Source organism: Pseudomonas sp. 8AS (genome assembly GCF_902506505.1).
GTDB lineage: Bacteria > Pseudomonadota > Gammaproteobacteria > Pseudomonadales > Pseudomonadaceae > Aquipseudomonas.
Map to the genome: position 1 here is coordinate 1548000 of NZ_LR733406.1, position 20482 is coordinate 1568481.

23 protein-coding genes and 1 pseudogene are annotated in these 20482 nt (G+C 65.0%); 13 read left to right on the plus strand and 11 right to left on the minus strand.

Features of this window, described 5'->3' with window-relative positions:
- Positions 1–91: 91 nt before the first annotated feature.
- The 4 genes from ahpF to GV001_RS07245 form a co-directional block, all read right to left on the minus strand.
- Positions 92–1645: an alkyl hydroperoxide reductase subunit F gene (ahpF, locus tag GV001_RS07230; RefSeq protein WP_160078968.1), complete on the minus strand. Its 1554-nt coding sequence runs from the start codon at positions 1643–1645 to the stop codon at positions 92–94.
- A 242-nt stretch (positions 1646–1887) separates the two neighbouring features.
- A complete protein-coding gene (gene ahpC / locus GV001_RS07235; RefSeq protein ID WP_160078969.1) occupies positions 1888–2451 on the minus strand; it encodes an alkyl hydroperoxide reductase subunit C in 564 nt (187 codons plus the stop codon).
- Positions 2452–2628: 177 nt separating this feature from the next.
- Positions 2629–3240 (minus strand): PilZ domain-containing protein, encoded by a 612-nt coding sequence (locus GV001_RS07240; RefSeq protein ID WP_160078970.1) that lies wholly within the window; start codon positions 3238–3240, stop codon positions 2629–2631.
- Between the two features lie 111 nt (positions 3241–3351).
- On the minus strand, positions 3352–3804 hold the full coding sequence (locus GV001_RS07245; RefSeq protein ID WP_160078971.1) for a PAS domain-containing protein: 453 nt from the start codon (positions 3802–3804) through the stop codon (positions 3352–3354).
- A gap of 104 nt (positions 3805–3908) precedes the next feature.
- Here GV001_RS07245 and GV001_RS07250 point away from each other — a divergent pair, with 104 nt between their 5' ends.
- The 6 genes from GV001_RS07250 (at position 3909) to GV001_RS07275 (ending at position 8168) form a co-directional block, all read left to right on the plus strand.
- The gene (locus GV001_RS07250) at positions 3909–4358 is read left to right on the plus strand and encodes a flavodoxin (RefSeq protein ID WP_160078972.1); all 450 of its coding nucleotides are present in this window, start codon (positions 3909–3911) and stop codon (positions 4356–4358) included.
- Positions 4358–4825 (plus strand): cupin domain-containing protein, encoded by a 468-nt coding sequence (locus GV001_RS07255; protein WP_160078973.1) that lies wholly within the window; start codon positions 4358–4360, stop codon positions 4823–4825. Before GV001_RS07250 ends, GV001_RS07255 begins: the two co-directional genes overlap by 1 nt.
- 94 nt (positions 4826–4919) lie before the next feature.
- Entirely contained in the window at positions 4920–5702 is a 783-nt protein-coding gene (locus tag GV001_RS07260) for a class II aldolase/adducin family protein (protein WP_160078974.1), read from the plus strand.
- Positions 5699–6610: an alpha/beta fold hydrolase gene (locus GV001_RS07265; RefSeq protein ID WP_160078975.1), complete on the plus strand. Its 912-nt coding sequence runs from the start codon at positions 5699–5701 to the stop codon at positions 6608–6610. The genes GV001_RS07260 and GV001_RS07265 overlap by 4 nt, the downstream gene beginning before the upstream one ends.
- Positions 6589–7131 (plus strand): DUF1569 domain-containing protein, encoded by a 543-nt coding sequence (locus GV001_RS07270; RefSeq protein ID WP_160078976.1) that lies wholly within the window; start codon positions 6589–6591, stop codon positions 7129–7131. Before GV001_RS07265 ends, GV001_RS07270 begins: the two co-directional genes overlap by 22 nt.
- 125 nt (positions 7132–7256) lie before the next feature.
- Positions 7257–8168, plus strand: a complete 912-nt coding sequence (locus GV001_RS07275) for an SDR family oxidoreductase (RefSeq protein WP_160078977.1) — start codon at positions 7257–7259, stop codon at positions 8166–8168.
- Between the two features lie 116 nt (positions 8169–8284).
- On the opposite strand, the gene GV001_RS07280 is transcribed toward GV001_RS07275, so the two are convergent.
- Both GV001_RS07280 and GV001_RS07285 read right to left on the minus strand, forming a co-directional pair.
- Complete coding sequence (locus GV001_RS07280; protein WP_160078978.1) at positions 8285–9088, minus strand: SirB1 family protein; 804 nt, start codon at positions 9086–9088, stop codon at positions 8285–8287.
- Between the two features lie 86 nt (positions 9089–9174).
- Complete coding sequence (locus tag GV001_RS07285; protein WP_160078979.1) at positions 9175–9504, minus strand: hypothetical protein; 330 nt, start codon at positions 9502–9504, stop codon at positions 9175–9177.
- Between the two features lie 262 nt (positions 9505–9766).
- Between GV001_RS07285 and GV001_RS07290 the strand changes: the two genes are divergently transcribed.
- The gene (locus GV001_RS07290; protein WP_160078980.1) at positions 9767–10591 is read left to right on the plus strand and encodes an ATPase; all 825 of its coding nucleotides are present in this window, start codon (positions 9767–9769) and stop codon (positions 10589–10591) included.
- A gap of 37 nt (positions 10592–10628) precedes the next feature.
- Here the strand turns inward: GV001_RS07290 and GV001_RS07295 are convergent.
- From GV001_RS07295 to GV001_RS07315, 5 genes and pseudogenes are all read right to left on the minus strand, one after another.
- A pseudogene (locus GV001_RS07295) lies at positions 10629–10826 on the minus strand (IS5/IS1182 family transposase); the annotation flags it as partial.
- Positions 10827–10930: 104 nt separating this feature from the next.
- Entirely contained in the window at positions 10931–11536 is a 606-nt protein-coding gene (locus tag GV001_RS20330; RefSeq protein ID WP_160078981.1) for a cold-shock protein, read from the minus strand.
- 170 nt (positions 11537–11706) lie between these two features.
- On the minus strand, positions 11707–12774 hold the full coding sequence (locus GV001_RS07305; RefSeq protein ID WP_160078982.1) for a GGDEF domain-containing protein: 1068 nt from the start codon (positions 12772–12774) through the stop codon (positions 11707–11709).
- 109 nt (positions 12775–12883) lie between these two features.
- Positions 12884–13354 (minus strand): Dps family protein, encoded by a 471-nt coding sequence (locus tag GV001_RS07310; protein WP_160078983.1) that lies wholly within the window; start codon positions 13352–13354, stop codon positions 12884–12886.
- A gap of 143 nt (positions 13355–13497) precedes the next feature.
- A complete protein-coding gene (locus GV001_RS07315; protein WP_160078984.1) occupies positions 13498–14616 on the minus strand; it encodes an HD-GYP domain-containing protein in 1119 nt (372 codons plus the stop codon).
- Between the two features lie 304 nt (positions 14617–14920).
- Here GV001_RS07315 and aspS point away from each other — a divergent pair, with 304 nt between their 5' ends.
- The 6 genes from aspS (at position 14921) to ybgC (ending at position 20482) form a co-directional block, all read left to right on the plus strand.
- Positions 14921–16696, plus strand: coding sequence for an aspartate--tRNA ligase (gene aspS / locus GV001_RS07320; protein ID WP_160078985.1), 1776 nt, complete (start codon positions 14921–14923; stop codon positions 16694–16696).
- 168 nt (positions 16697–16864) lie between these two features.
- Entirely contained in the window at positions 16865–17614 is a 750-nt protein-coding gene (locus GV001_RS07325) for a YebC/PmpR family DNA-binding transcriptional regulator (RefSeq protein ID WP_160078986.1), read from the plus strand.
- Between the two features lie 161 nt (positions 17615–17775).
- Positions 17776–18300, plus strand: coding sequence for a crossover junction endodeoxyribonuclease RuvC (gene ruvC, locus GV001_RS07330; RefSeq protein WP_160078987.1), 525 nt, complete (start codon positions 17776–17778; stop codon positions 18298–18300).
- A 21-nt stretch (positions 18301–18321) separates the two neighbouring features.
- Positions 18322–18927, plus strand: a complete 606-nt coding sequence (gene ruvA, locus GV001_RS07335) for a Holliday junction branch migration protein RuvA (RefSeq protein WP_160078988.1) — start codon at positions 18322–18324, stop codon at positions 18925–18927.
- A 3-nt stretch (positions 18928–18930) separates the two neighbouring features.
- A complete protein-coding gene (gene ruvB, locus GV001_RS07340) occupies positions 18931–19983 on the plus strand; it encodes a Holliday junction branch migration DNA helicase RuvB (protein ID WP_160078989.1) in 1053 nt (350 codons plus the stop codon).
- 52 nt (positions 19984–20035) lie between these two features.
- Positions 20036–20482: a tol-pal system-associated acyl-CoA thioesterase gene (gene ybgC, locus GV001_RS07345; protein ID WP_160078990.1), complete on the plus strand. Its 447-nt coding sequence runs from the start codon at positions 20036–20038 to the stop codon at positions 20480–20482.

A 20482-nucleotide genomic window follows, 5' to 3' on the forward strand; every position in this document is an offset into this window, starting at 1 on the left:
TCCGACCCGCTTCCCGACGATAACCGCCGCCCGGGCAAAAAAACGCAGGGGCCCGTGGGGAGCCCTGCGTTTGCTGGCAGCGAGGCGTGTATCAGCTGCGGATCAGGTGGTCGAAGGCGCTCAGCGAAGCCTTGGCCCCTTCGCCCACGGCGATGACGATCTGCTTGTAGGGCACGGTGGTCACGTCGCCGGCGGCGAACACGCCGGGGAGGTTGGTGGCGCCCTTGGCGTCGACGATGATCTCGCCGCGCGGGGTCAGCTCCACCACTCCTTTCAGCCAGTCGGAGTTCGGCAGCAGGCCGATCTGCACGAAGATGCCTTCCAGCTCGACGCTGTGCAGTTGCTCGGTAGTGCGGTCCTTGTAGGTCAACGCGGTGACCTTCTGACCGTCGCCAACCACTTCGGTGGTCTGCGCGCTCTTGATCACGGTGACGTTGGGCAGGCTGTACAGCTTCTTCTGCAGCACGGCATCGGCGCGCAGCTGGCTGTCGAACTCGATCAGGGTGACGTGGCTGACGATGCCGGCCAGGTCGATGGCCGCCTCGACGCCGGAGTTGCCGCCGCCGATCACCGCCACGCGCTTGCCCTTGAACAGCGGGCCGTCGCAGTGCGGGCAGAAGCACACGCCCTTGGCCTTGTATTCCTGCTCGCCGGGCACGCCCATCTCGCGCCAGCGCGCGCCGGTGGAGAGGATCACGGTTTTGGCCTTGAGCGAAGCACCGTTGTCGAACTTCACTTCATGCAGGCCACCGGCGCTGCTGGCCGGAACCAGGGCGCTGGCGCGCTGCAGGTTGATGATGTCGACTTCGTACTCGCGCACATGCTCTTCCAGGGCGCGGACCAGTTTCGGCCCTTCGGTTTCCTTGACCGAGATGAAGTTCTCGATGGCCATGGTGTCCAGCACCTGGCCGCCGAAGCGCTCGGCAGCCACGCCGGTGCGGATACCCTTGCGCGCGGCATAGATGGCTGCCGCTGCGCCGGCCGGGCCGCCGCCGATGACCAGCACGTCGAAGGCGTCCTTGGCGCTCATCTTCTCGGCGTCGCGGTTGGCGGCGCCGGTGTCGATCTTGGCGAGGATTTCCTTCACTTCCATGCGCCCGGAGGCGAACACTTCACCGTTCAGGTAGATGCTCGGCACGGCCATCACCTGGCGGCGCTCGACTTCTTCCTGGAACAGCGCGCCGTCGATCGACACGTTGCGGATGTTGGGGTTGAGCACGGCCATCAGATTCAGCGCCTGGACCACGTCCGGGCAGTTCTGGCAGGACAGCGAGAAATAGGTCTCGAACTCGAAGGTGCCTTCGATGCTCTTGATCTGCGCGATGGTATCCAAGTCCAGCTTGGACGGGTGGCCGCCGACCTGCAGCAGGGCCAGCACCAGCGAGGTGAACTCGTGGCCCATGGGGATACCGGCGAAGCTGACGCCGATATCGGCGCCCGGGCGCACCAGGGCGAAGGACGGACGGCGGGCATCGCTGCCATCGGTCTTGAGGCTGATCTTGTCGGTCAGGCCGACGATGTCTTGCAGCAGTCCGAGCAATTCCTGGGACTTTTCGCCGTCATCGAGGGAAGCGACGATCTCGAACGGCTGGGTGACCTTCTCGAGGTAGGCCTGCAACTGGGTTTTAAGCGTGGCATCCAACATGACGAAGTTCCTTTTATACAAATTGCGGACAAACAAACGCCCGGGCGGATCGCGCCCGGGCGTTCGGGCGCCTGCGGAAGCCTGGTAAGGCTTCGTGAGGCGAAAATGGGATGGAGTGCGTCGCGAGCGACGGCAGTGCAAGGCGAACTAAGGCGAGGGCGCGGAGTTTACGAGCTGTAAATGAGCAGCCCGAGCCTTAGTTCAACGCAGCAATGCCTAGCGCAGTAGCACTACACCCATTTTTAGATTTTGCCGACCAGGTCCAGGGACGGAGCCAGAGTGGCTGCGCCTTCTTTCCACTTGGCCGGGCAAACCTGGCCAGGGTTGGCGGCGGTGTACTGGGCAGCTTTCAGCTTGCGCAGGGTTTCCGACACGTCACGGGCGATTTCGTTGGAGTGGATCTCAACGGTCTTGATCACGCCTTCCGGGTTGATCACGAAGGTGCCGCGCAGGGCCAGGCCTTCTTCTTCGATGTGCACGCCGAAGGCGCGGGTCAGGGCGTGGGTCGGGTCACCGATCAGCGGGAACTGAGCCTTGCCGACAGCCGGGGAAGTTTCGTGCCAGACCTTGTGCGAGAAGTGGGTGTCGGTGGTGACGATGTACACCTCGGTACCGGCCTTCTGGAACTCGGCGTAGTTGTTGGCGGCGTCTTCGATCTCGGTCGGGCAGTTGAAGGTGAAGGCTGCCGGCATGAAGATCAGTACCGACCACTTGCCCTTCAGGGACTGCTCGGTGACTTCGATGAACTCGCCGTTGTGGAAGGCGTTGGCTTTGAAAGGCTGAACTTGGGTGTTGATGAGGTTCATCAGTGAACTCCTTCAGGGGGTTGGTAATTTGATGGGGGCCATCCTAACGGCATTGGCCCGATTCTCTTAATTGATTGAGGGCATGGTTGTGATTGCTTTGGCCTATATCTTAGTCCGGGGCGCGGCCCAAGTGTGGCAGAAAACTGTGGCAGTTCATGGCGCGGCGGGTGCGCAGGCTCAGCTGCTGGCCTGCAATTGCGGGTTCTGCTGGCGGTACTGCTCGAAAATGAACTGGCGGATGCGCTCGCCATCCTCGCCATCCTCGAACTGCAGGCTGTAGGCCACTCGCTGGCCACTGGCCTGGCGGATGCGCCGGGCACTGACCTGCAGTGGCTCCTGCTTCGGCAGGGGCAGCCAGAGGACGAAGTCATCCGGCAGCGCGGCCTTGCCACGCCGTCCGACCAGCAGGCTGTCGGGGGCGAGTTCATGCACCCGCAGGTCGGTAGCCGCACCCGTGTGATCCAGCAGGACCAGCGGCTTCTTCAGGCTCAGGCGCCAGGGGCGGCGGGTCGCCCCGTCTTCGTAGATGTCCGGCGCACCGAGCTCCAGTTGCAGGCTGTGCAGCTCGTCCTCCACCAGATGCAGCGGGAAGGACATGTGGTAGTTGTCCAGATGCGCTTCCAGATTGAGCCGGGCATGCTGGCCCAGGCGGCCGAGCAGGGTGTCGGCCAGGGCGCCGCCCTCGACCTTGACGGCAGAGGCGTGCAAAGGCTTGCCGCTCAGCTGGCTGCTGAAGATCTGACGGATGAAGTCCAGCTCTTCGCTGGACAGGACATTGTGCTCGGACATGCTGCCCTCCGTGGGGCATGGACTACTTTGTCGCAAGCAAGAATCACACCCTGCTGGCTGCCGGCGGATCTGCATCCGTTGCAGGCATGGCGCTCGGCGTCCTGGCCGGACTCAGCCGGAAGCCTTGAGTGCTGCGAGCTCGTCCTTGAGACGGCTGACTTCGGCCTCAAGTTCCCGAACCCGTTGCTTGGCCTCCACTTCTTCGCTGACATCCTTCTGGATGCCGATGAAATAGGTCAGCTGGTCGCCTTCGTTGAACACCGGGGTGATCGACAGTTCGTTCCAGAAGGCGCTGCCATCCTTGCGGTAGTTGCGGATGATCTGCCGGCACGGCTTCTGGCTGCGCACGGCCTCGCGGATGGCGGTCAGGCCGGCCTGCTGGCGGTCGCTGCCCTGCAGGAAGCGGCAGTCCTGGTAGAGAATGTCATCGCTTGCATAGCCGGTCAGGCGCTCGAAGGCGGCGTTGGCGTAGATCAGGATATTGTCGTCGCCTTCCTGCTCGGCCACCACGATGCCGTCGTTGGACGCATTCACCACCAGTTGCAACAGTTTCGCATTGATCATCGCGCAAGTTTCCCATCCATATATGCAGCATTCTATGGCATCCCGGGTGGCTGTCCACTTGCGGCATAATGGCCGGCGTTTATCAGCATGTTTCGGAGTTCTGCATGAAAGTCGCCATTCTGTCCGGCTCGGTCTACGGCGCCGCCGAAGAAGTTGCCCGTCGCGCCGTCGAGTTGCTCAATGCCGCCGGTTTCGAGGCCTGGCACAAGGCCGGGGCCAGCCTGGCCGAGGTGCAGGCCTTCGCCCCCGAGGCGTTGCTGGCGGTGACTTCGACCACCGGCATGGGCGAGCTGCCGGGCAACCTGCAGGGCTTCTACTACGAGACCCGCGACCTGTTCCCGGCCTGGAGCGGCAAACCCTTTGCCGTGCTGGCCCTCGGTGATTCCAGCTACGACACCTTCTGCGGCGGTGGCGAGCTGATGCGCGAGCTGTTCGCCGAGCTGGGCATGCGCGAGGCGCTGCCGATGCTGCGCCTGGACGCCAGCGAAAGCGTGACCCCGGAAGACGACGCCCAGCCCTGGCTGGGCGAGCTGGTCGCGGCCCTGCGCGCCTGATGCATCCGCGCGCCGCCGAGCTGATCCGCGAGCTGCAGCTGGTCGCCCATCCGGAGGGCGGCTATTACCGCCGCCTGTTCACTTCGGCGCAGCTGCTGGCCGACGGCCGTGCGGCGTCCAGCGCGATCCTCTTCCTGCTGCCGGCCGGCGCGGTCAGCCGCTGGCACCGGGTGGATGCCGACGAGCTGTGGCACTTCCATGAGGGCGAGCCGCTGCAGCTGTTGAGCGCCACGACCCCGCAGCAGGTGCGGGTCGAGCGGCTGGGCCCGGTGGCGGCCGGGCAGCTGCCGCAACGGGTGGTGCCGGCGCATGCCTGGCAGGCGGCGCGCAGCCTCGGCGCCTTCAGCCTGGTCGGTTGTACGGTGGCGCCGGAGTTCCGTTTCGAGGGTTTTTGCCTGCTCGCCGATGATGTGCAGGCCCAGCACGACTGGCCGCTGCTGGTGCGTGACTATCCCGAACTGCTGTGACCGCCAGGGCCACTAAGCTGGCCTGCAAGGCGACTAGCCCGCCACCCGCTGAGCGCTAGACTCCTCGGCACAATAACTCGCCGAGGATTGTCCGATGACCGCTGCCCAAGCCCTGCCTCAACTGAATGTGCGCGACCAGGTTTCCGCCGCCGAGTGGCAGACCCGCGTCGACCTGGCCGCCTGCTACCGGCTGATCGCCCTGTACGGCTGGGATGACCTGATCTTCACCCACATCTCGGCCAAGGTGCCTGGCACCGAAGACTTCCTGATCAACCCCTACGGGCTGATGTTCCACGAAATCACCGCCTCCAGCCTGGTCAAGGTCGACCTGGCCGGCAACAAGCTGATGGACAGCCCGTTCGACATCAACCCGGCCGGCTACACCATCCACAGCGCGGTGCATGAGGTGCGCCACGATGCCACCTGCGTGCTGCATATCCACACCCCGGCGGGCATCGCCGTGTCCGCGCAGAAGCAGGGCCTGCTGCCGCTGTCGCAGCAGTCGCTGTTCGTCCTCGCCAGCCTGGCCTACCACGGTTACGAGGGCGTGGCCCTGAACCATGACGAGAAGGCCCGCCTGCAGGCCGACCTGGGCGACAAGAGCTTCATGATCCTACCCAACCACGGTCTGCTCACCGCCGGCGGCAGCATCGCCGACACCTTCCTGATGATGTTCATCCTGCAGCGCGCCTGCGAGATCCAGGTGATGGCGCAGAGCGGCGGCGCCGAGCTGATCCATATTCCGCAGCAGATTCTCGATGGCGCCCGGGCGATGATTGCTGGGGTGATGAAGAGTCCGCAGGGCATGGGCGGTGCGCTGCCCTGGCCGGCCCTGCTGCGCAAGCTGGATGCGCAGATGCCGGGCTACGCCGCGTGACGACGCTACCCGGCATCGCCCTGGATGAATGGCGGGCGCAGGGACAGGGCTTCAGCTTCAAGGGCCACGCCATCCGCTACTGGGTGGCGGGGGCGGTGGATGCCGAGCCGCTGCTGCTGATCCACGGCTTCCCCACCGCCAGCTGGGACTGGCACCGTCTGTGGCAGGCGCTGGCGCAGCAATACCGTGTCGTGGCCTGCGATATGCTCGGCTTCGGCTATTCGGCCAAGCCGCGCGGACATGCCTACAGCCTGCTGGAGCAGGCCGATCTGCAGCAGGCGCTGCTGGCCCAGCTGGGCATTAGCGGGCCGCTGCATGTGCTGGCCCACGACTACGGCGACAGCGTGGCCCAGGAGCTGCTGGCGCGGCACCACGAGGGGCGTATCCAGCTGGCCAGTTGCGTGTTCCTCAATGGCGGGCTGTTTCCGGAAACCCATCGCCCGGTGCTGATGCAGAAACTGCTGCTCAGCCCGCTGGGGCCGCTGCTCGGCAAGCTGTTCTCGCGCGGCAAGCTGAAAGCCAACCTGACCCGCGTATTCGGCCCGCACACCCCGCCCAGCGAGGTGGAGCTGGATGCCTTCTGGAGCCTGATCAGCCATAACGACGGCCCGGCGGTGATGCACCGGCTGATCCGCTACATGCCCGAGCGCCGCCAGCAGCGCGAACGCTGGGTGGCGGCCATGCAGAAGGGCGGGGTGCCGCTGCGGGTGATCGATGGCGCACTCGACCCGATTTCCGGGGCGCACATGGTGGCGCGCTACCGCGAGCTGATCGAGAGCCCCGACACGGTTTTGCTGCCGGCCATAGGCCACTATCCGCAGACCGAGGCACCCGCAGAGGTGCTCGCTCACTATCTGCAGTTCCGTGAATGGCTGGAGGCCAAAACATGCAGCGACGTACTGTCTTGAAGGGAGCCGCCGTGGGCGGTGCAGTGGTGCTGGGAGCGGGGTTCTGGGCATTGCCCACCGGCGTGGCGCCGGCCGCGCTGACGCTGGAGGGCGCGCAACAGGTGCTGGTCGAGCTGGCCAGTCGCGAACTGACCAGCCTCAAGGGCTGGAGCCCGAGCGAGGTGTTCAACCACTGCGCGCAGAGCGTCGAGTACTCCATGGACGGCTACCCGCAGCTCAAATCTGCCTGGTTCCGCCACAGCGTCGGGCCGCTGGCTTTCAGCGTGTTCAACGCCCGCGGCGCCATGCGCCACCCGCTCGATGAAGTGATTCCCGGTGCCGCTCCGCTGATCGAACCGGCCAGCACGGTGGCCGCCATCGCCCGCCTGCAGGCGGCGCTGCTGCGCTTCGCTGCCCACACTGGCGAGCTGCAGCCGCACTTCGCCTACGGCGCCCTCAGCCATGCCGAGTACACCCAGGCCCATGTGCTGCACCTGTACAACCACCTGAGCCTGATTCGCGAGTCTGATCAATCTGCCTGATCTTGGCTTATAGCAATCATCTTGCAGCCTTATTGAGCACCATTCAGTCGCCGCGCAGATGATTGCCGAGTGCCAGCGTCTGCTGGACACTCGAGGCCTTTTCCACCTGCCGAGGTAGCTGTTTCATGAGCGAAGCCATCCGTTTCGAAGACAAGGTCGTGATCGTCACTGGTGCCGGTGGCGGCCTCGGCCGGGCCCATGCGCTGCTGTTCGCCAAACATGGCGCGCGGGTGGTGGTCAACGACCTGGGCGGCAGCACCCACGGCGAAGGGGCCAACGCCTCGGCGGCGGACAAGGTGGTGGCGGAGATCCGCGCTGCCGGCGGCACCGCGATCGCCAACCACGACTCGGTGACCGACGGCGACAAGATTGTGCAGAACGCCCTGGACAGCTTCGGCCGTGTCGACGTGCTGGTGAACAACGCCGGCATCCTGCGCGACAAATCCTTCCACAAGATGGAAGACGCCGACTGGGACCTGGTCTACAAGGTCCATGTCGAAGGCTCCTACAAGGTCACCCGCGCCGCCTGGGCGCACCTGCGCGAGCAGAACTACGGCCGGGTGATCTTCACCGCCTCTACCTCGGGCATCTACGGCAACTTCGGCCAGAGCAACTACGGCATGGCCAAGCTCGGTCTGTACGGCCTGACCCGCACCCTGGCCATCGAGGGGCGCAAGAACAACATCCTGGTCAACGCCATCGCCCCCACCGGCGGCACGCGCATGACCGAAGGCCTGATCCCGCCGCAGGTGTTCGAGCAGCTCAAGCCGGAGCTGGTCAGCCCGCTGGTGGTGTATCTGGGCAGCGAGCAGTGCCAGGACACCTCCGGCCTGTACGAAGTGGGTGGCGGCTGGATCGGCAAGGTGCGCTGGGAGCGCAGCCTGGGCGCCGGCTTCGACCCCAAGGCCGGCTTCAGCCCGGAGGATGTGGCGGCCAGCTGGAAGCAGATCGGCGACTTCGCAGGCGCCGTGCACCCGGACGACAACGTCACCGCCCTGCGCGAGATGATGGCCAACCTGCAGAAGTACGCCGGCTGAGGCGGGCGCAGGGCGGGTTGGATGGACCAGAAGGCCGGCAGTGATGCCGGCCTTTTGCATGGTCAGCCGAATCGTTGGGCTTCGTCACGTTGTTCCTCAACTCAAGCTACAGCGCATCAATGCAGCGCCGGCGTGCGTCCCAGCTCGCGCAGGCGCTGGCCCAGGCGCAGTCGTTCGGGTTCGTCGTCGCACAGCAGCAGGGCGCGTTCCAGGTCGAAGCGCTCGGCCTGCGGGCAGTCCAGCTCGCGGTAGATGGCCGCGCGCAACAGGTGGTCGGCGACATTCGGCGGAGCCAGCAGGAGGATGCGCTCGGCGTCCTTCAGTGCGGCCAGGGGCTCGCCGGCGGCGCCATGCAGGTGGCACAGGTTGCGCGACAGGCGCAGCAGCAGGGCGTGGGCGTCACAAGTCAGCAGATGGCCAGCGTGCAGTTCGGCCGCCGGCCCGGCGACGCGCAGCAGCAGTTCGCGGCAGTCGCGGGTGTACAGGCGGCGGCCGTTGCATGGGTCGAGCAGGTGATCGGCGCCAGGCACGCGCAGCAGCAGATGGCCGGGAAAGTTCACCGCCTGCAACGGGATGTCCAGCTGGCGGGCCAGCTCCAGGGCGATCAGCGCCAGCGACAGGGGCTGGCCGCGGCGGCGTTGCAGCACCCGGTGCAACAGCGCGGCCTGGGGCCGGGTGGGCAGGTCGTCGTCCTCGTGGAAGTCCAGCTCACCCAGGCGGCGCAGCAGCGGCTGGGCCTGTTCGGCGACGGGCAGGTGCGGCAGCCCGGCGGCTACCAGCTGGCGCAGGTTGGCGAAATCGCGCAGGACCTGAGCCGGCTGCAGCTCGGGATCATGCTCGGCGGCGATCTGCAGCGCCGCCTCGAACAGCGCGGGCGGCTGCGCGTGCAGGCAGTCGAGCCAGGCCGGACGTGGGGTCATCGAGGTCTCCTGAAGCGGCGAGCTATATGCCTAGCTTGTAGCGCGCGGCATCAGACTCGTCCAGTCGGCAGGCAGACCCCGCGGTTTCAGGCGTAGACGCGCTGGCCGCGATACATGCGCACGGTGCCGCGCGGCGTTTCGTCGCTCGCGGCGGCGGCCGCGGCCGGCTCGTCGGCCAGCGCCTGGCCGCGGTATTGCCGGGCCGGGGTGCTGGGCTCGGCCGCGCTCTGGAAGTCGCTGAGCTCGGCCAGGCGAATGCCGAGGTTGCGAGTATCCTGGTCGGCGGAGCGCAGGCAGGCCATCAGCATGGCTTCCACTGCGTCCGCCTGGTTGAGGTGGATATCCACGGCGAGTTCGTCGCGCAAGCGCCGGCGCAGCGCCTGCATGCAATCCAGTACGGCCTTGTTCAGTTCCATGCCCGTTTCCCCCTAGCAGTTCAAGCGTGCCCGCCGGCAACTGTCGACCGGCCTCTGCGCGTTGCCACGCCTGGACTTCTGCAAGCGCCGTACCAAAAAGCCCGAGCCGCGAACTGTGCGGCCTTTCACAGGTCTATGGCTGCGCGGCTGCCCGCCACTGGTGCGTGTTGCACTGCCCTGGCGCGACGCTGAAGCGCAGCCGACTAACCGGTATACTGCCGGCTCTGTTTTTTGCCGCCGTGCTTTCCCTGAAGGTTTACCCATGCGCAACGATGCCCGCGACGAACTCGACCATATCCCCAGCCTGACCGCCGGCGGCCGCAACCAGGACGATTTCGCGCCGGTGCATGCGGCGCCCGCCGATCATGTCCAGCCCCACCACGGCCGTGCCCAGGCGGCGCCGGCCAAGTCTTCCGGCGGCACCGGCGCGTTGTGGGCACTGGTCGGCGCCCTGGCCATCGCCCTGGGCGCGCTCAGCTGGTGGAGCCTGCAGCAGATCTCTCTGATGGAGCAGCAGCTGGTGGCGACCCAGGAGAGCTTCGTCAAGATCAGCGAAGATGCCGCCGGGCGTATCCAGGACATCTCAGGCAAGGTGGTGGCCACCGAGTCCAACGTCACCACCGACAGCGAGCAGCTCAAGCTGCGGGTCAAGCAGCTGGAGAACAAGCTGGCCGAGCTGAGCAAGTCGCAGCAGAACGTGGCCGGCCAGCAGAGCGGCCAGGGCAAGCGCATCGAGCAGCTGGCCACTGAGCTGAAGAGCCAGAAGACTGCTACCAGCCAGTTCGACGGCCGGCTGGACAAGCTGGCCAGCGAGCAGAAGGCCGGCCTGGCCGGAGTCGGCCAGCTGGAAGGTCAGCTCAAGAGCCTGAGCGGCGATATCGAGGCACTGAAGAAGCAGGGCAACCCGAACCAGGCCATCGGCCGCTTGGAACAGGACCTGCTGGTGCTGCGCAGCGAACTGGACAACCGCCCTGCGCCGACCCAGAACACCGCCGAGTTCGATGCCTTCCGCGCGCAGATGACCCGCAACATCAGCACCCTGCAGGCCCAGGTGCAGAACCTGCAGCAGCAGATCAACGCCCGCTGAGTCTCGCATGCTGCACCTTCCGCTTGGCTTGTTGGCGCTTGAGTAGGTCCGCTGGATCGTAGGCAGGGTGGTCGGTCTTCTGTGGTTGCGCTTTGCTGAGGCCCAGCGCTGGCAGGTCCGGCCAGGCCACGTTGGCCTCGATCACCCGCATCAGGTGATCCTCGGGAACCAGTTCGTCCAGCATCGGTGGAAACAGGCTGCTCTGCTGGCGCCCTTCGTCCTGGATGTAACCCATAAACGACAATGCCCGTATCGATCGATACGGGCATTTTCTTCAACTCGTCCTCAGACGGCCAGGCTGCACGCAGTCTGAATGGGCGGGCTTTTCTGCGTGTCGACTCAGCGGCGACTGGGCAGGGCGGCAATCACGTCTTCGGCCTGCAGGCCCTTGTCGCGCTGCATGACCGAGAACTCCACGCGTTGCCCTTCGACCAGGATGCGGTGGCCCTCGCCGCGGATCGCCCGGAAGTGCACGAAGATATCGTCACCGGCGTCGCGGGAAATGAAGCCGAAGCCCTTGGAGGTGTTGAACCACTTCACGGTGCCGGTTTCGCGATCGCCGAGGTCCTGACTGGTGGCAACTTGCTGCGGGCGGCGCAGGGTGCAGTTGATCGCCAGGTTCACGACCACGGCCAGTACCAGGGTGGCCAGGCTCAGCAGGATGGCCGGCTGGCCGCCGATCAGTGGCAGCGGAGCCAGCAGGATCAGGGCTTGCAGCACCACGGCGAGTACCAGCAGGGCCGATACCAGTGGCTGCAGTGGGTGGCGGGCGTTCGGCTGGCGACTTGGCAGCAGCGGGGCAACCAGCAGGTTGCCCAGGCCCAGCAGGGCTAGGTACAGCGCATCGGCCTGTTGCAGGTAGGGCAGGGCTTCGGGGTGCAGGCTGGGAATGAAGGACAGCAGCAGGGCGGCAGCGCCCGTGAACAGATGGACGATCTTTAACATGCTCAATGAACTCACGGTTAACAGCTGGCAATAAAAGGAAGAGCGGGACGATGTGGGGTGCCCTGATGCGGATTGGGCCATGGCGGCGCACGGACTCGCCTATGCCGCGGCAGCGCCTGGCTGCCGGAGACACGGAGCGTATTTAACCGTAAAGCGCAGGGCTACTCAAATCAAGCGCTTAGCGCCGCTTCCGGGGTGGCGGGGTGGATCTGGTTGCGGCCATTGCGCTTGGCCTGGTACAGCGCGTCGTCGGCCCGGGTCAGCAGGCTTTCGAAGGTGTCGCCCTTGCAGGCCAGGGCCAGGCCGAAGGAAGCGGTGACGGTGTCGAGAATCTTGTCGGTGCTGCGCACCTTGATGCGCAGGGCCTGGACCTTCAGGCGCAACTGCTCGGCGAAGGCGTGGGCGCTGTGCAGGTCGAAGCAGTCGCGCAGGATCACGCAGAACTCTTCGCCGCCGTAGCGTGCGGCGATGCCGCGGGCCGGCAGCAGGTCGCGCAGCAGTTGCCCGACATGTTGCAGGACACGATCGCCCAGTGGGTGGCCGTACTGGTCGTTGAACTGCTTGAAATGGTCAATGTCCAGCATGATCAGGGCCAGGCCGTGGGTGTCGTTGGTCAGCGCCTGCTCGAGCAGGCGGGTGAAGGCATGGCGGTTGAATACGTTGGTCAGGCTGTCCAGGGTGGCGGCAATGTGCGCGCGTTCCAGCTGGCTGCGCAGGTGCTGGATCTCCGTTTGCGCGGCGCGCAGGCGGTAGAGGAACTTTTCCTGCTGTTCCTGCATTTCCTGGGTGCTCTGCTGCAGATCGCTGAGGACGCTGGGCAGATCCTCAACGACCGGTTCCTGCAGGGCGGCCAGGCCATGGCTGAGGCTGGCCTGGTAGTGCTGGCTGCCGCTGACGCTGTGCGATACGTCGATCTCGATATCGTCGACCAGTTCGAGCACCTGCTGCTGGCCGGCGCGGGCTTCTTCCAGCTCGCCGCGAATGACGAAGTCGCGAAACAGCTTGGCTGCGCTTTCCGGCGGGAAGCTGTCGAAATCCTTGACGATCTTGTCCAGGCGGCGGTTCAGGTCCGGCTCCGAACCGCGGCTGTAGGTGTACCACAGCGCATAGTGCATGGGGTTGGGCGGGATGTCGTGGCGCATCATGAGCGGCACGGCCTGCTTCAGGATGGCGGCAGCCTCGCGGGTCTCTTCCGGATAGAGTTCGAGAATCGAAGGAACTTTCGGCGGCTGGCTCATGCACGTCACTGTGGCTGTGGGGTGAGTAGGCAGAGATTAGAGTAGACAGGCGCCGTGCGCCTGGCAAAAGGCCCGGTCGGGCCGGGCCTTTGCGGGTGTGCGGAGAATATCAGGCGGCCAGCAGGCTGCGCAGCATCCAGGCGGTTTTTTCATGCACTTGCATGCGCTGGGTCAGTAAATCGGCGGTGGGTTCGTCGCTGACCTTCTCCAGTAGCGGGAAAATCCCGCGGGCGGTGCGCACCACGGCTTCCTGGCCTTGTACCAGCAGGGTGATCATGTCCTGGGCAGTGGGCACGCCTTCTTCTTCCTTGATCGACGACAGGCGGGCGTAGGCGGCGTAGGTGCCGGGCGCCTGGAAGCCGAGGGCGCGGATGCGTTCGGCGATCAGGTCGACGGCCAGGGCCAGTTCGGTGTACTGCGCCTCGAACATCAGGTGCAGGGTGTTGAACATCGGGCCGGTGACGTTCCAGTGGAAGTTGTGGGTTTTCAGGTACAGGGTATAGGTATCCGCGAGCAGGCGGGACAGGCCTTCGGCAATGGCGGCGCGGTCCTGTTCGGCGATGCCGATGTTGATTTCCATGCCTTGTTTCTCCTCTTGGGTTGTCCGGGGTTATGCGTCCCCCTTGATGGCAGGAGCCTATCACGGGGTGGTATCCGGCCGACCCTGGCTTATGTCAATGGATCCGATGGCTTATGCCTATGACACGGGTGGTGCGTGCCCCTTCACAAATGGGCCAGCTGCGGGCGCTGCTGCAGGGTGCGGTTGAAGACCTCGACCCAGTAAGGGCTGAACTGCTTGCCGGCCTGGTTGTTGATTTCCAGGATGGCGCGCAGGCGCGGGCGCTTGCTCAGGGTCTGGTGGGCGCGCTCGTGGGTGCGCGCATCGAAGGTGTCGGCGATGGCGAGGATCAGTGCGCCGGGGTGGATCTCGGGCTCCAGCAGGCCCTTCGGGTAGCCGTTGCCATCGGCATGCTCCTGGTGCTGCAGGATGATCTCCGCGGCGCTGGTCCAGGCCGGCATGCGTCTGAGCAGGTCGAAACCCAGGCGCGGATGGGCTTGCAACTGGCGGCGCTCCTCGCGGCTCAGTGGCTCGGTCTTGTGCAGCAGTTCTAGCGGCAGAAAGGCCATGCCCAGGTCGTGCAGGCACACGGCGGCGGCGAGCTGTGCCGGCTCGACCGGGGTGTCGGCGACTGCGTTCATGCTCAGGGCCAGGCTCAGCAGGCGCAGGCCGCGACCGTGCCAGTAGTGCGAGCGCTGCTCGCCGGCCGCCATCAGTTCGCTGAAGAACAGCAGGTCGGCGTCGGCCGGGATGGCGTGCTCGCCCAGCAGGGCGAGCGTCTGCGGTTGTCCCGGCAGCTCGACCGGCTGCAGGCGGGTGCTGGGGTCCAGGTGTTGCAGCAGGGTGCGGCGGATTTCCGCCTGGCGTGTCGTCGGGGCGGCGGCCAGGGCCTGCAGGGCCTGGCACAGGCTCTTGAACGTGCGCGGTTCGAGCGTGCTGCGCGGGCCGCCGAGGGCCTCGTCGATCAGGCTGCGCAGGTGGTCGAGGCTGAGCAGGAGGATGTCGCCGAGCAGGCTGTCGAACTCCAGCTCGCCTTCGCGCAGGCGCGCCAGCACGTCTTCCATGGCCTGCGGCAGGGGCAGCAGTTGGTTGAGTTCGACGTAGCCGAGGTTGCCCTTGAGCGTATGCACCACGCGGAACAGTTCGCGCAGGCGTGCGCTGTCCCGGGGCTGCTGCTCCAGCTCAATCAGCAGTTGTTCGCAGCGGGGCAACTGCTCGGCGGTGTCGAGGCGGAAGTCCTCCAGCAGGTCGCTGGACAGGTCGGCGGGGCGGGGCATGGCCATGGCAGGTCTCCGCAAGGCTCGGGCTCTGAGTATAGAAAGCCCTGACGAAAGCGGTTTGGCGGGCGGCTGCGCCGGGTCGATTAACCATATATAATCCCGCCCCTTGCCCCGGATGCGGGCATGCGCCTGCCTGCTGCACCGCTGGTCGATTGCTTGACCTGCTCCGCGTCCGAATTGAAGAAAATGCTCGTCCTGGCCCTTGTGGCAAGCCCCGCGCGGCTTACGAGTGCTGTGTAAACGGCCCCGGCGCCGCCAGTTGGCCGCCCCGACGAATTCAGACTGATTAGAGAAGCGAACCACCATCATGATGCGCAGCCACTATTGCGGCCAGTTGAACGAGAGCCTGGACGGCCAGGAAATCACCCTTTGCGGTTGGGTCCATCGCCGTCGCGACCACGGTGGGGTGATCTTCCTCGATATCCGTGACCGTGAAGGTCTGGCTCAGGTGGTGTTCGACCCGGATCGCGCCGAGACCTTCGCCAAGGCCGACCGCGTGCGCAGCGAGTACGTGGTCAAGATCACCGGCAAGGTGCGTCTGCGTCCGGAGGGTGCGCGCAACGCCAACATGGCCTCCGGCGCCATCGAGGTGCTGGGTTACGAGCTGGAAGTGCTCAACGAAGCGGAAACCCCGCCGTTCCCGCTCAACGAATACACCGACGTGGGCGAGGAGACCCGCCTGCGCTATCGCTTCATCGACCTGCGTCGCCCGGAAATGGCCGAGAAGCTCAAGCTGCGTTCGCGCATCACTTCGAGCATCCGCCGCTACCTCGACGAGAACGGCTTCCTCGATGTGGAAACGCCGATCCTTACTCGCGCCACTCCGGAAGGCGCGCGCGACTACCTGGTGCCGAGCCGCACCCACGCCGGCAGCTTCTTCGCCCTGCCGCAGTCGCCGCAACTGTTCAAGCAGCTGCTGATGGTGGCCGGCTTCGACCGCTACTACCAGATCGCCAAGTGCTTTCGCGACGAAGACCTGCGTGCCGACCGCCAGCCGGAATTTACCCAGATCGACATCGAGACCAGCTTCCTCGATGAGAAAGACATCATGGGCATCACCGAGACCATGGTGCGCAACCTGTTCAAGGAAGTGCTGGACGTCGAGTTCGGCGAGCTGCCGCACATGACCCTGGCCGAGGCCATGCGTCGCTTCGGTTCGGACAAGCCGGACCTGCGCATCCCGCTGGAGCTGGTGGATGTCGAGGATCAGCTCAAGGACGTCGACTTCAAGGTGTTTGCCGGCCCGGCCAACGACCCGAAATGCCGCGTCACCGCGCTGCGCGTACCGGGCGGGGCGAGCATGCCGCGCAAGCAGATCGACGATTACACCAAGTTCGTCGGCATCTACGGCGCCAAGGGCCTGGCCTACATCAAGGTCAACGAGCGTGCTCAGGGCGTCGAAGGCCTGCAGTCGCCGATCGTCAAGAACATCCCGCTGGACAACATCAACGTGATCCTCGATCGCGTCGGTGCTGTCGATGGCGACATCGTGTTCTTCGGCGCCGACAAGACCAAGATCGTCAGCGAGGCCCTCGGTGCCCTGCGCATCAAGCTCGGTCATGATCTCAACCTGCTGACCTGCGAGTGGGCACCGCTGTGGGTGGTCGACTTCCCGATGTTCGAGGAAAACGACGACGGCAGCCTGACCGCCATGCACCACCCGTTCACCGCGCCAAGCTGCAGCCCGCAAGAACTGGAAGCCAACCCGGCCGCCGCCCTGTCGCGGGCCTATGACATGGTGCTCAACGGCACCGAGCTGGGTGGCGGTTCGATCCGTATCCACGACAAGGCCATGCAGCAGACCGTGTTCCGCGTGCTGGGCATCAGCGAAGACGAGCAGCAGGAGAAGTTCGGCTTCCTCCTCGATGCGCTGAAATTCGGTGCGCCGCCCCATGGTGGCCTGGCCTTTGGCCTGGATCGCCTGGTCATGTTGATGACCGGCGCCAGCTCGATCCGCGAAGTGATCGCCTTCCCGAAAACCCAGAGCGCGGCCTGTGTCATGACTCAGGCCCCGGGTGTGGTGGACAACAAGGCGCTGCGCGAGCTGCATATACGTCTGCGCGAGCAAGCCAAAGCCGAGTGATAACCTGCTGCGCTTGGTCATGCGGCGTTGGAAAGAGGTTCGAAATGCTCATTTGCTACAGCAAACTGCGCTTTCTCACCTCTTTCCGTCTTGCCTGACCGGCGCTCGCGACGGCTCTCATCTCGGCTTTTATTTGCTCGATCCTGATTGAACGATACGGAGTGAGTTATGGCTGGTCATTCCAAATGGGCCAACATCAAGCACCGCAAAGGGCGCCAGGACGCCAAGCGCGGCAAGATCTTCACCAAGCTGATTCGTGAGCTGACCGTCGCGGCCAAGCATGGCGGCCCGTTGCCGGCGGACAACCCGCGCCTGCGCCTGGCCGTGGACAAGGCGCTGACCGCCAACATGTCACGTGACGTGATCGATCGGGCGATTGCCCGCGGCGCCGGCAACAACGAAGCCGACAATGTCGTCGAGTTCAGCTACGAAGGCTATGCGCCCAGTGGCGTGGCCATCATCGTCGAGGTCATGACCGACAACCGCAATCGCACCGCCGCCGAAGTGCGCCATGCCTTCACCAAGTGCGGCGGCAACCTCGGCACCGATGGCTCGGTGGCCTACATGTTCGAGCGCAAGGGGCAGATCAGCTTTGCTCCTGGCGTCAGCGAAGATGCGCTGATGGAAGCGGCGCTGGAAGCCGGTGCTGATGACGTGGAGATGGGCGAGGACGGTTCGGCGCTGGTGTCGACCAGTTTTGCCGAGTTCCTTGCGGTCAACGAGGCGCTGACGGCAGCCGGTTTCAAGGGCGAGGAGGCGGAAGTCGCTATGATCCCCTCGATCAGTGCGCCGGTGGCCGATCTGGAAACCGCAAAGAAGGTCATGAAGCTGATCGACATGCTGGAAGACCTCGATGATGTGCAGGAGGTCTACCACAACGCGGAAATTCCCGACGAGATCATGGAGCAGCTGGACTGATCCTCTCCTTGGGTAAAAAAGCCGGAAGTCGCCTCAGGCGCTTCCGGCTTTTTTATCTGTGCGGGCCGGGTGACGCCACTGGTAGTCGGCCCGTATACTCCTGGGCTGGATAAATAGACAGTGTGGCGGCGTTTGCCGGCACCCGGAGCGAACGGCAGGGCATGACGCTGATTTTGGGTATCGACCCCGGTTCTCGTATCACCGGCTATGGTGTGGTGCGCGATACCGGTCGTGGCTGCGAGTATGTCGCTTCGGGCTGCATTCGTACCGGCGACGGCCCGTTGCCCGAGCGCCTGCAGATCGTCTTTCGCGGAGTCAGCGAGGTGATTCGCCTGCACGGCCCGGTGACCATGGGCATCGAGCAGGTGTTCATGGCGAAGAACGCCGACTCGGCGCTCAAGCTCGGCCAGGCCCGCGGTGCGGCAATAGTCGCTGGGGTCGAGGCGGGGCTGGAGATCAGCGAGTACACCGCCACCCAGGTCAAGCAGGCGATTGCCGGCACCGGCGGGGCGGACAAGCAGCAGGTGCAGATGATGGTCATGCACCTGCTCAAGCTGGTGCAGAAGCCGCAGATCGATGCCTCCGATGCCCTGGCTATCGCCTTGTGTCATGCCCATCATCGGCAAAGTCTGATTCCCCATGGTCTGGTCGGCGCCAAGCGGCGCGGCGGCCGTCTGCGCCTGTAATAGATAAAAGGAAGATAAGTCGTGATCGGACGCCTGAAAGGCACCCTGGCGGAAAAGCAGCCGCCGCACCTGCTGGTCGATGTGAACGGCGTCGGCTACGAGCTGGAAGTGCCGATGACCACCCTGTATCGCCTGCCGACGCTGGGCGAACCGGTGACCCTGCACACCCACCTGGTGGTGCGTGAGGACGCTCATCTGCTCTACGGCTTCGCCGAGAAGCGCGAGCGCGAGTTGTTCCGCGAACTGATCCGCTTGAATGGCGTCGGCCCCAAGCTGGCCCTGGCGCTGATGTCCGGTCTGGAAGTGGACGAATTGGTGCGCTGCGTGCAGGCCGGCGATACCTCGACCCTGGTGAAAGTCCCGGGCGTCGGCAAGAAAACCGCCGAGCGCCTGCTGGTCGAGCTGAAGGATCGCTTCAAGGCCTGGGAAAGCGTGCCGTCCATCGCCACCCTGGTGGTGGAACCCCGTGCCGGCGTGGCAGTCTCAAGCGCGGAGAGCGACGCCGTGAGCGCGCTGATTTCCCTCGGCTTCAAGCCGCAGGAAGCAAGCAAGGCCGTGGCTGCGGTGCAGGAAGACGGCCTCTCCAGTGAAGAGTTGATTCGCCGTGCCCTTAAAGGAATGGTTTAACCCGTGATTGAAGCCGACCGCCTGATAACCGCTACTGGCCGCGAGCGTGACGAGCAGCTGGATCGCGCCATTCGCCCACTGTCGCTGGCCGACTACATCGGCCAGCCCATCGTCCGCGAGCAGATGGAGCTGTTCATCCAGGCCGCCAAGGGTCGTTCGGAAGCGCTGGATCACACCCTGATTTTCGGCCCGCCAGGGTTGGGCAAGACCACCCTGGCCAACATCATCGCCCAGGAAATGGGCGTGTCGATCAAGAGCACGTCTGGTCCGGTGCTGGAGCGTCCGGGCGACCTGGCTGCGCTGCTGACCAATCTGGAAGCCGGTGACGTGCTGTTCATCGACGAGATTCATCGTCTGTCGCCGATCATCGAGGAAGTGCTGTACCCGGCCATGGAGGACTTTCAGCTCGACATCATGATCGGTGAGGGGCCCGCCGCCCGTTCGATCAAGCTGGACCTGCCGCCGTTCACCCTGGTCGGTGCCACCACCCGTGCCGGCATGCTGACCAATCCGCTGCGCGACCGTTTCGGCATCGTCCAGCGCCTGGAGTTCTATTCCAGTGCCGACCTGGCGACCATTGTCAGTCGCTCCGCCGCCATTCTCGGCCTGGCCCTGGATGCCGAGGGGGCGTTCGAGATTGCCCGGCGTGCGCGGGGCACGCCGCGTATTGCCAACCGTTTGCTGCGACGGGTGCGTGATTTCGCCGAGGTGCGTGCGGGGGGGCGGATCAGTCGCGCCGTCGCCGATCAGGCGCTGAACATGCTGGATGTCGACGAACGTGGCTTCGATCACCAGGACCGGCGTCTACTGCTGGCCATGATCGACAAGTTCGACGGCGGGCCGGTCGGCCTCGACAACCTGGCTGCCGCCATCGGCGAGGAGCGCGGGACCATCGAAGACGTGCTGGAGCCCTACCTGATCCAGCAGGGATATATCATGCGCACGCCGCGCGGGCGGGTGGTGACGCGGCACGCCTACCTGCACTTCGGCCTCAATGTGCCGGGGCGCATGGTCGAGGCGCCGGTTGCCGACCTGTTCGCGGGAAGCGACGAATAGTTTAAAAACAGAGGCTGCGCCGATTGGCAAGGCCGGGAGTAAGCACTAGAGTATGCGCGCGCAAATCGAGGCCCAGCCTTTTGCCCACCGTTGTCGGGTGTATTACGAAGATACCGATGCCGGCGGCATCGTTTATTACGTCAACTACCTCAAATTCATGGAGCGGGCTCGCACCGAGCGTCTGCGTGAACTGGGTTTTGCCCAGTCGTCGCTGGTGGCGGAGGACCTGCTGTTCGTCGTGCATTCGGCCGAGGCGCGTTATCACGCGCCCGCCAAGCTGGACGACGAACTTTTGGTGACGGCCGATGTAATCGAGTTAAACCGTGCCAGCCTGCGCTTTCGTCAACAGGTCAGGCGGGTCACGGACGAGGTGCTGCTCTGTGAAGGGCAGTTCGTGGTGGCCTGTGTGCGCGCCGACAGTTTGAAACCCCGGGCCATTCCCGAAGTGCTGCGTGCAGCCTTCGCCAGTGTCACGGGTCTATCCCCAGCAGGAGAGTAA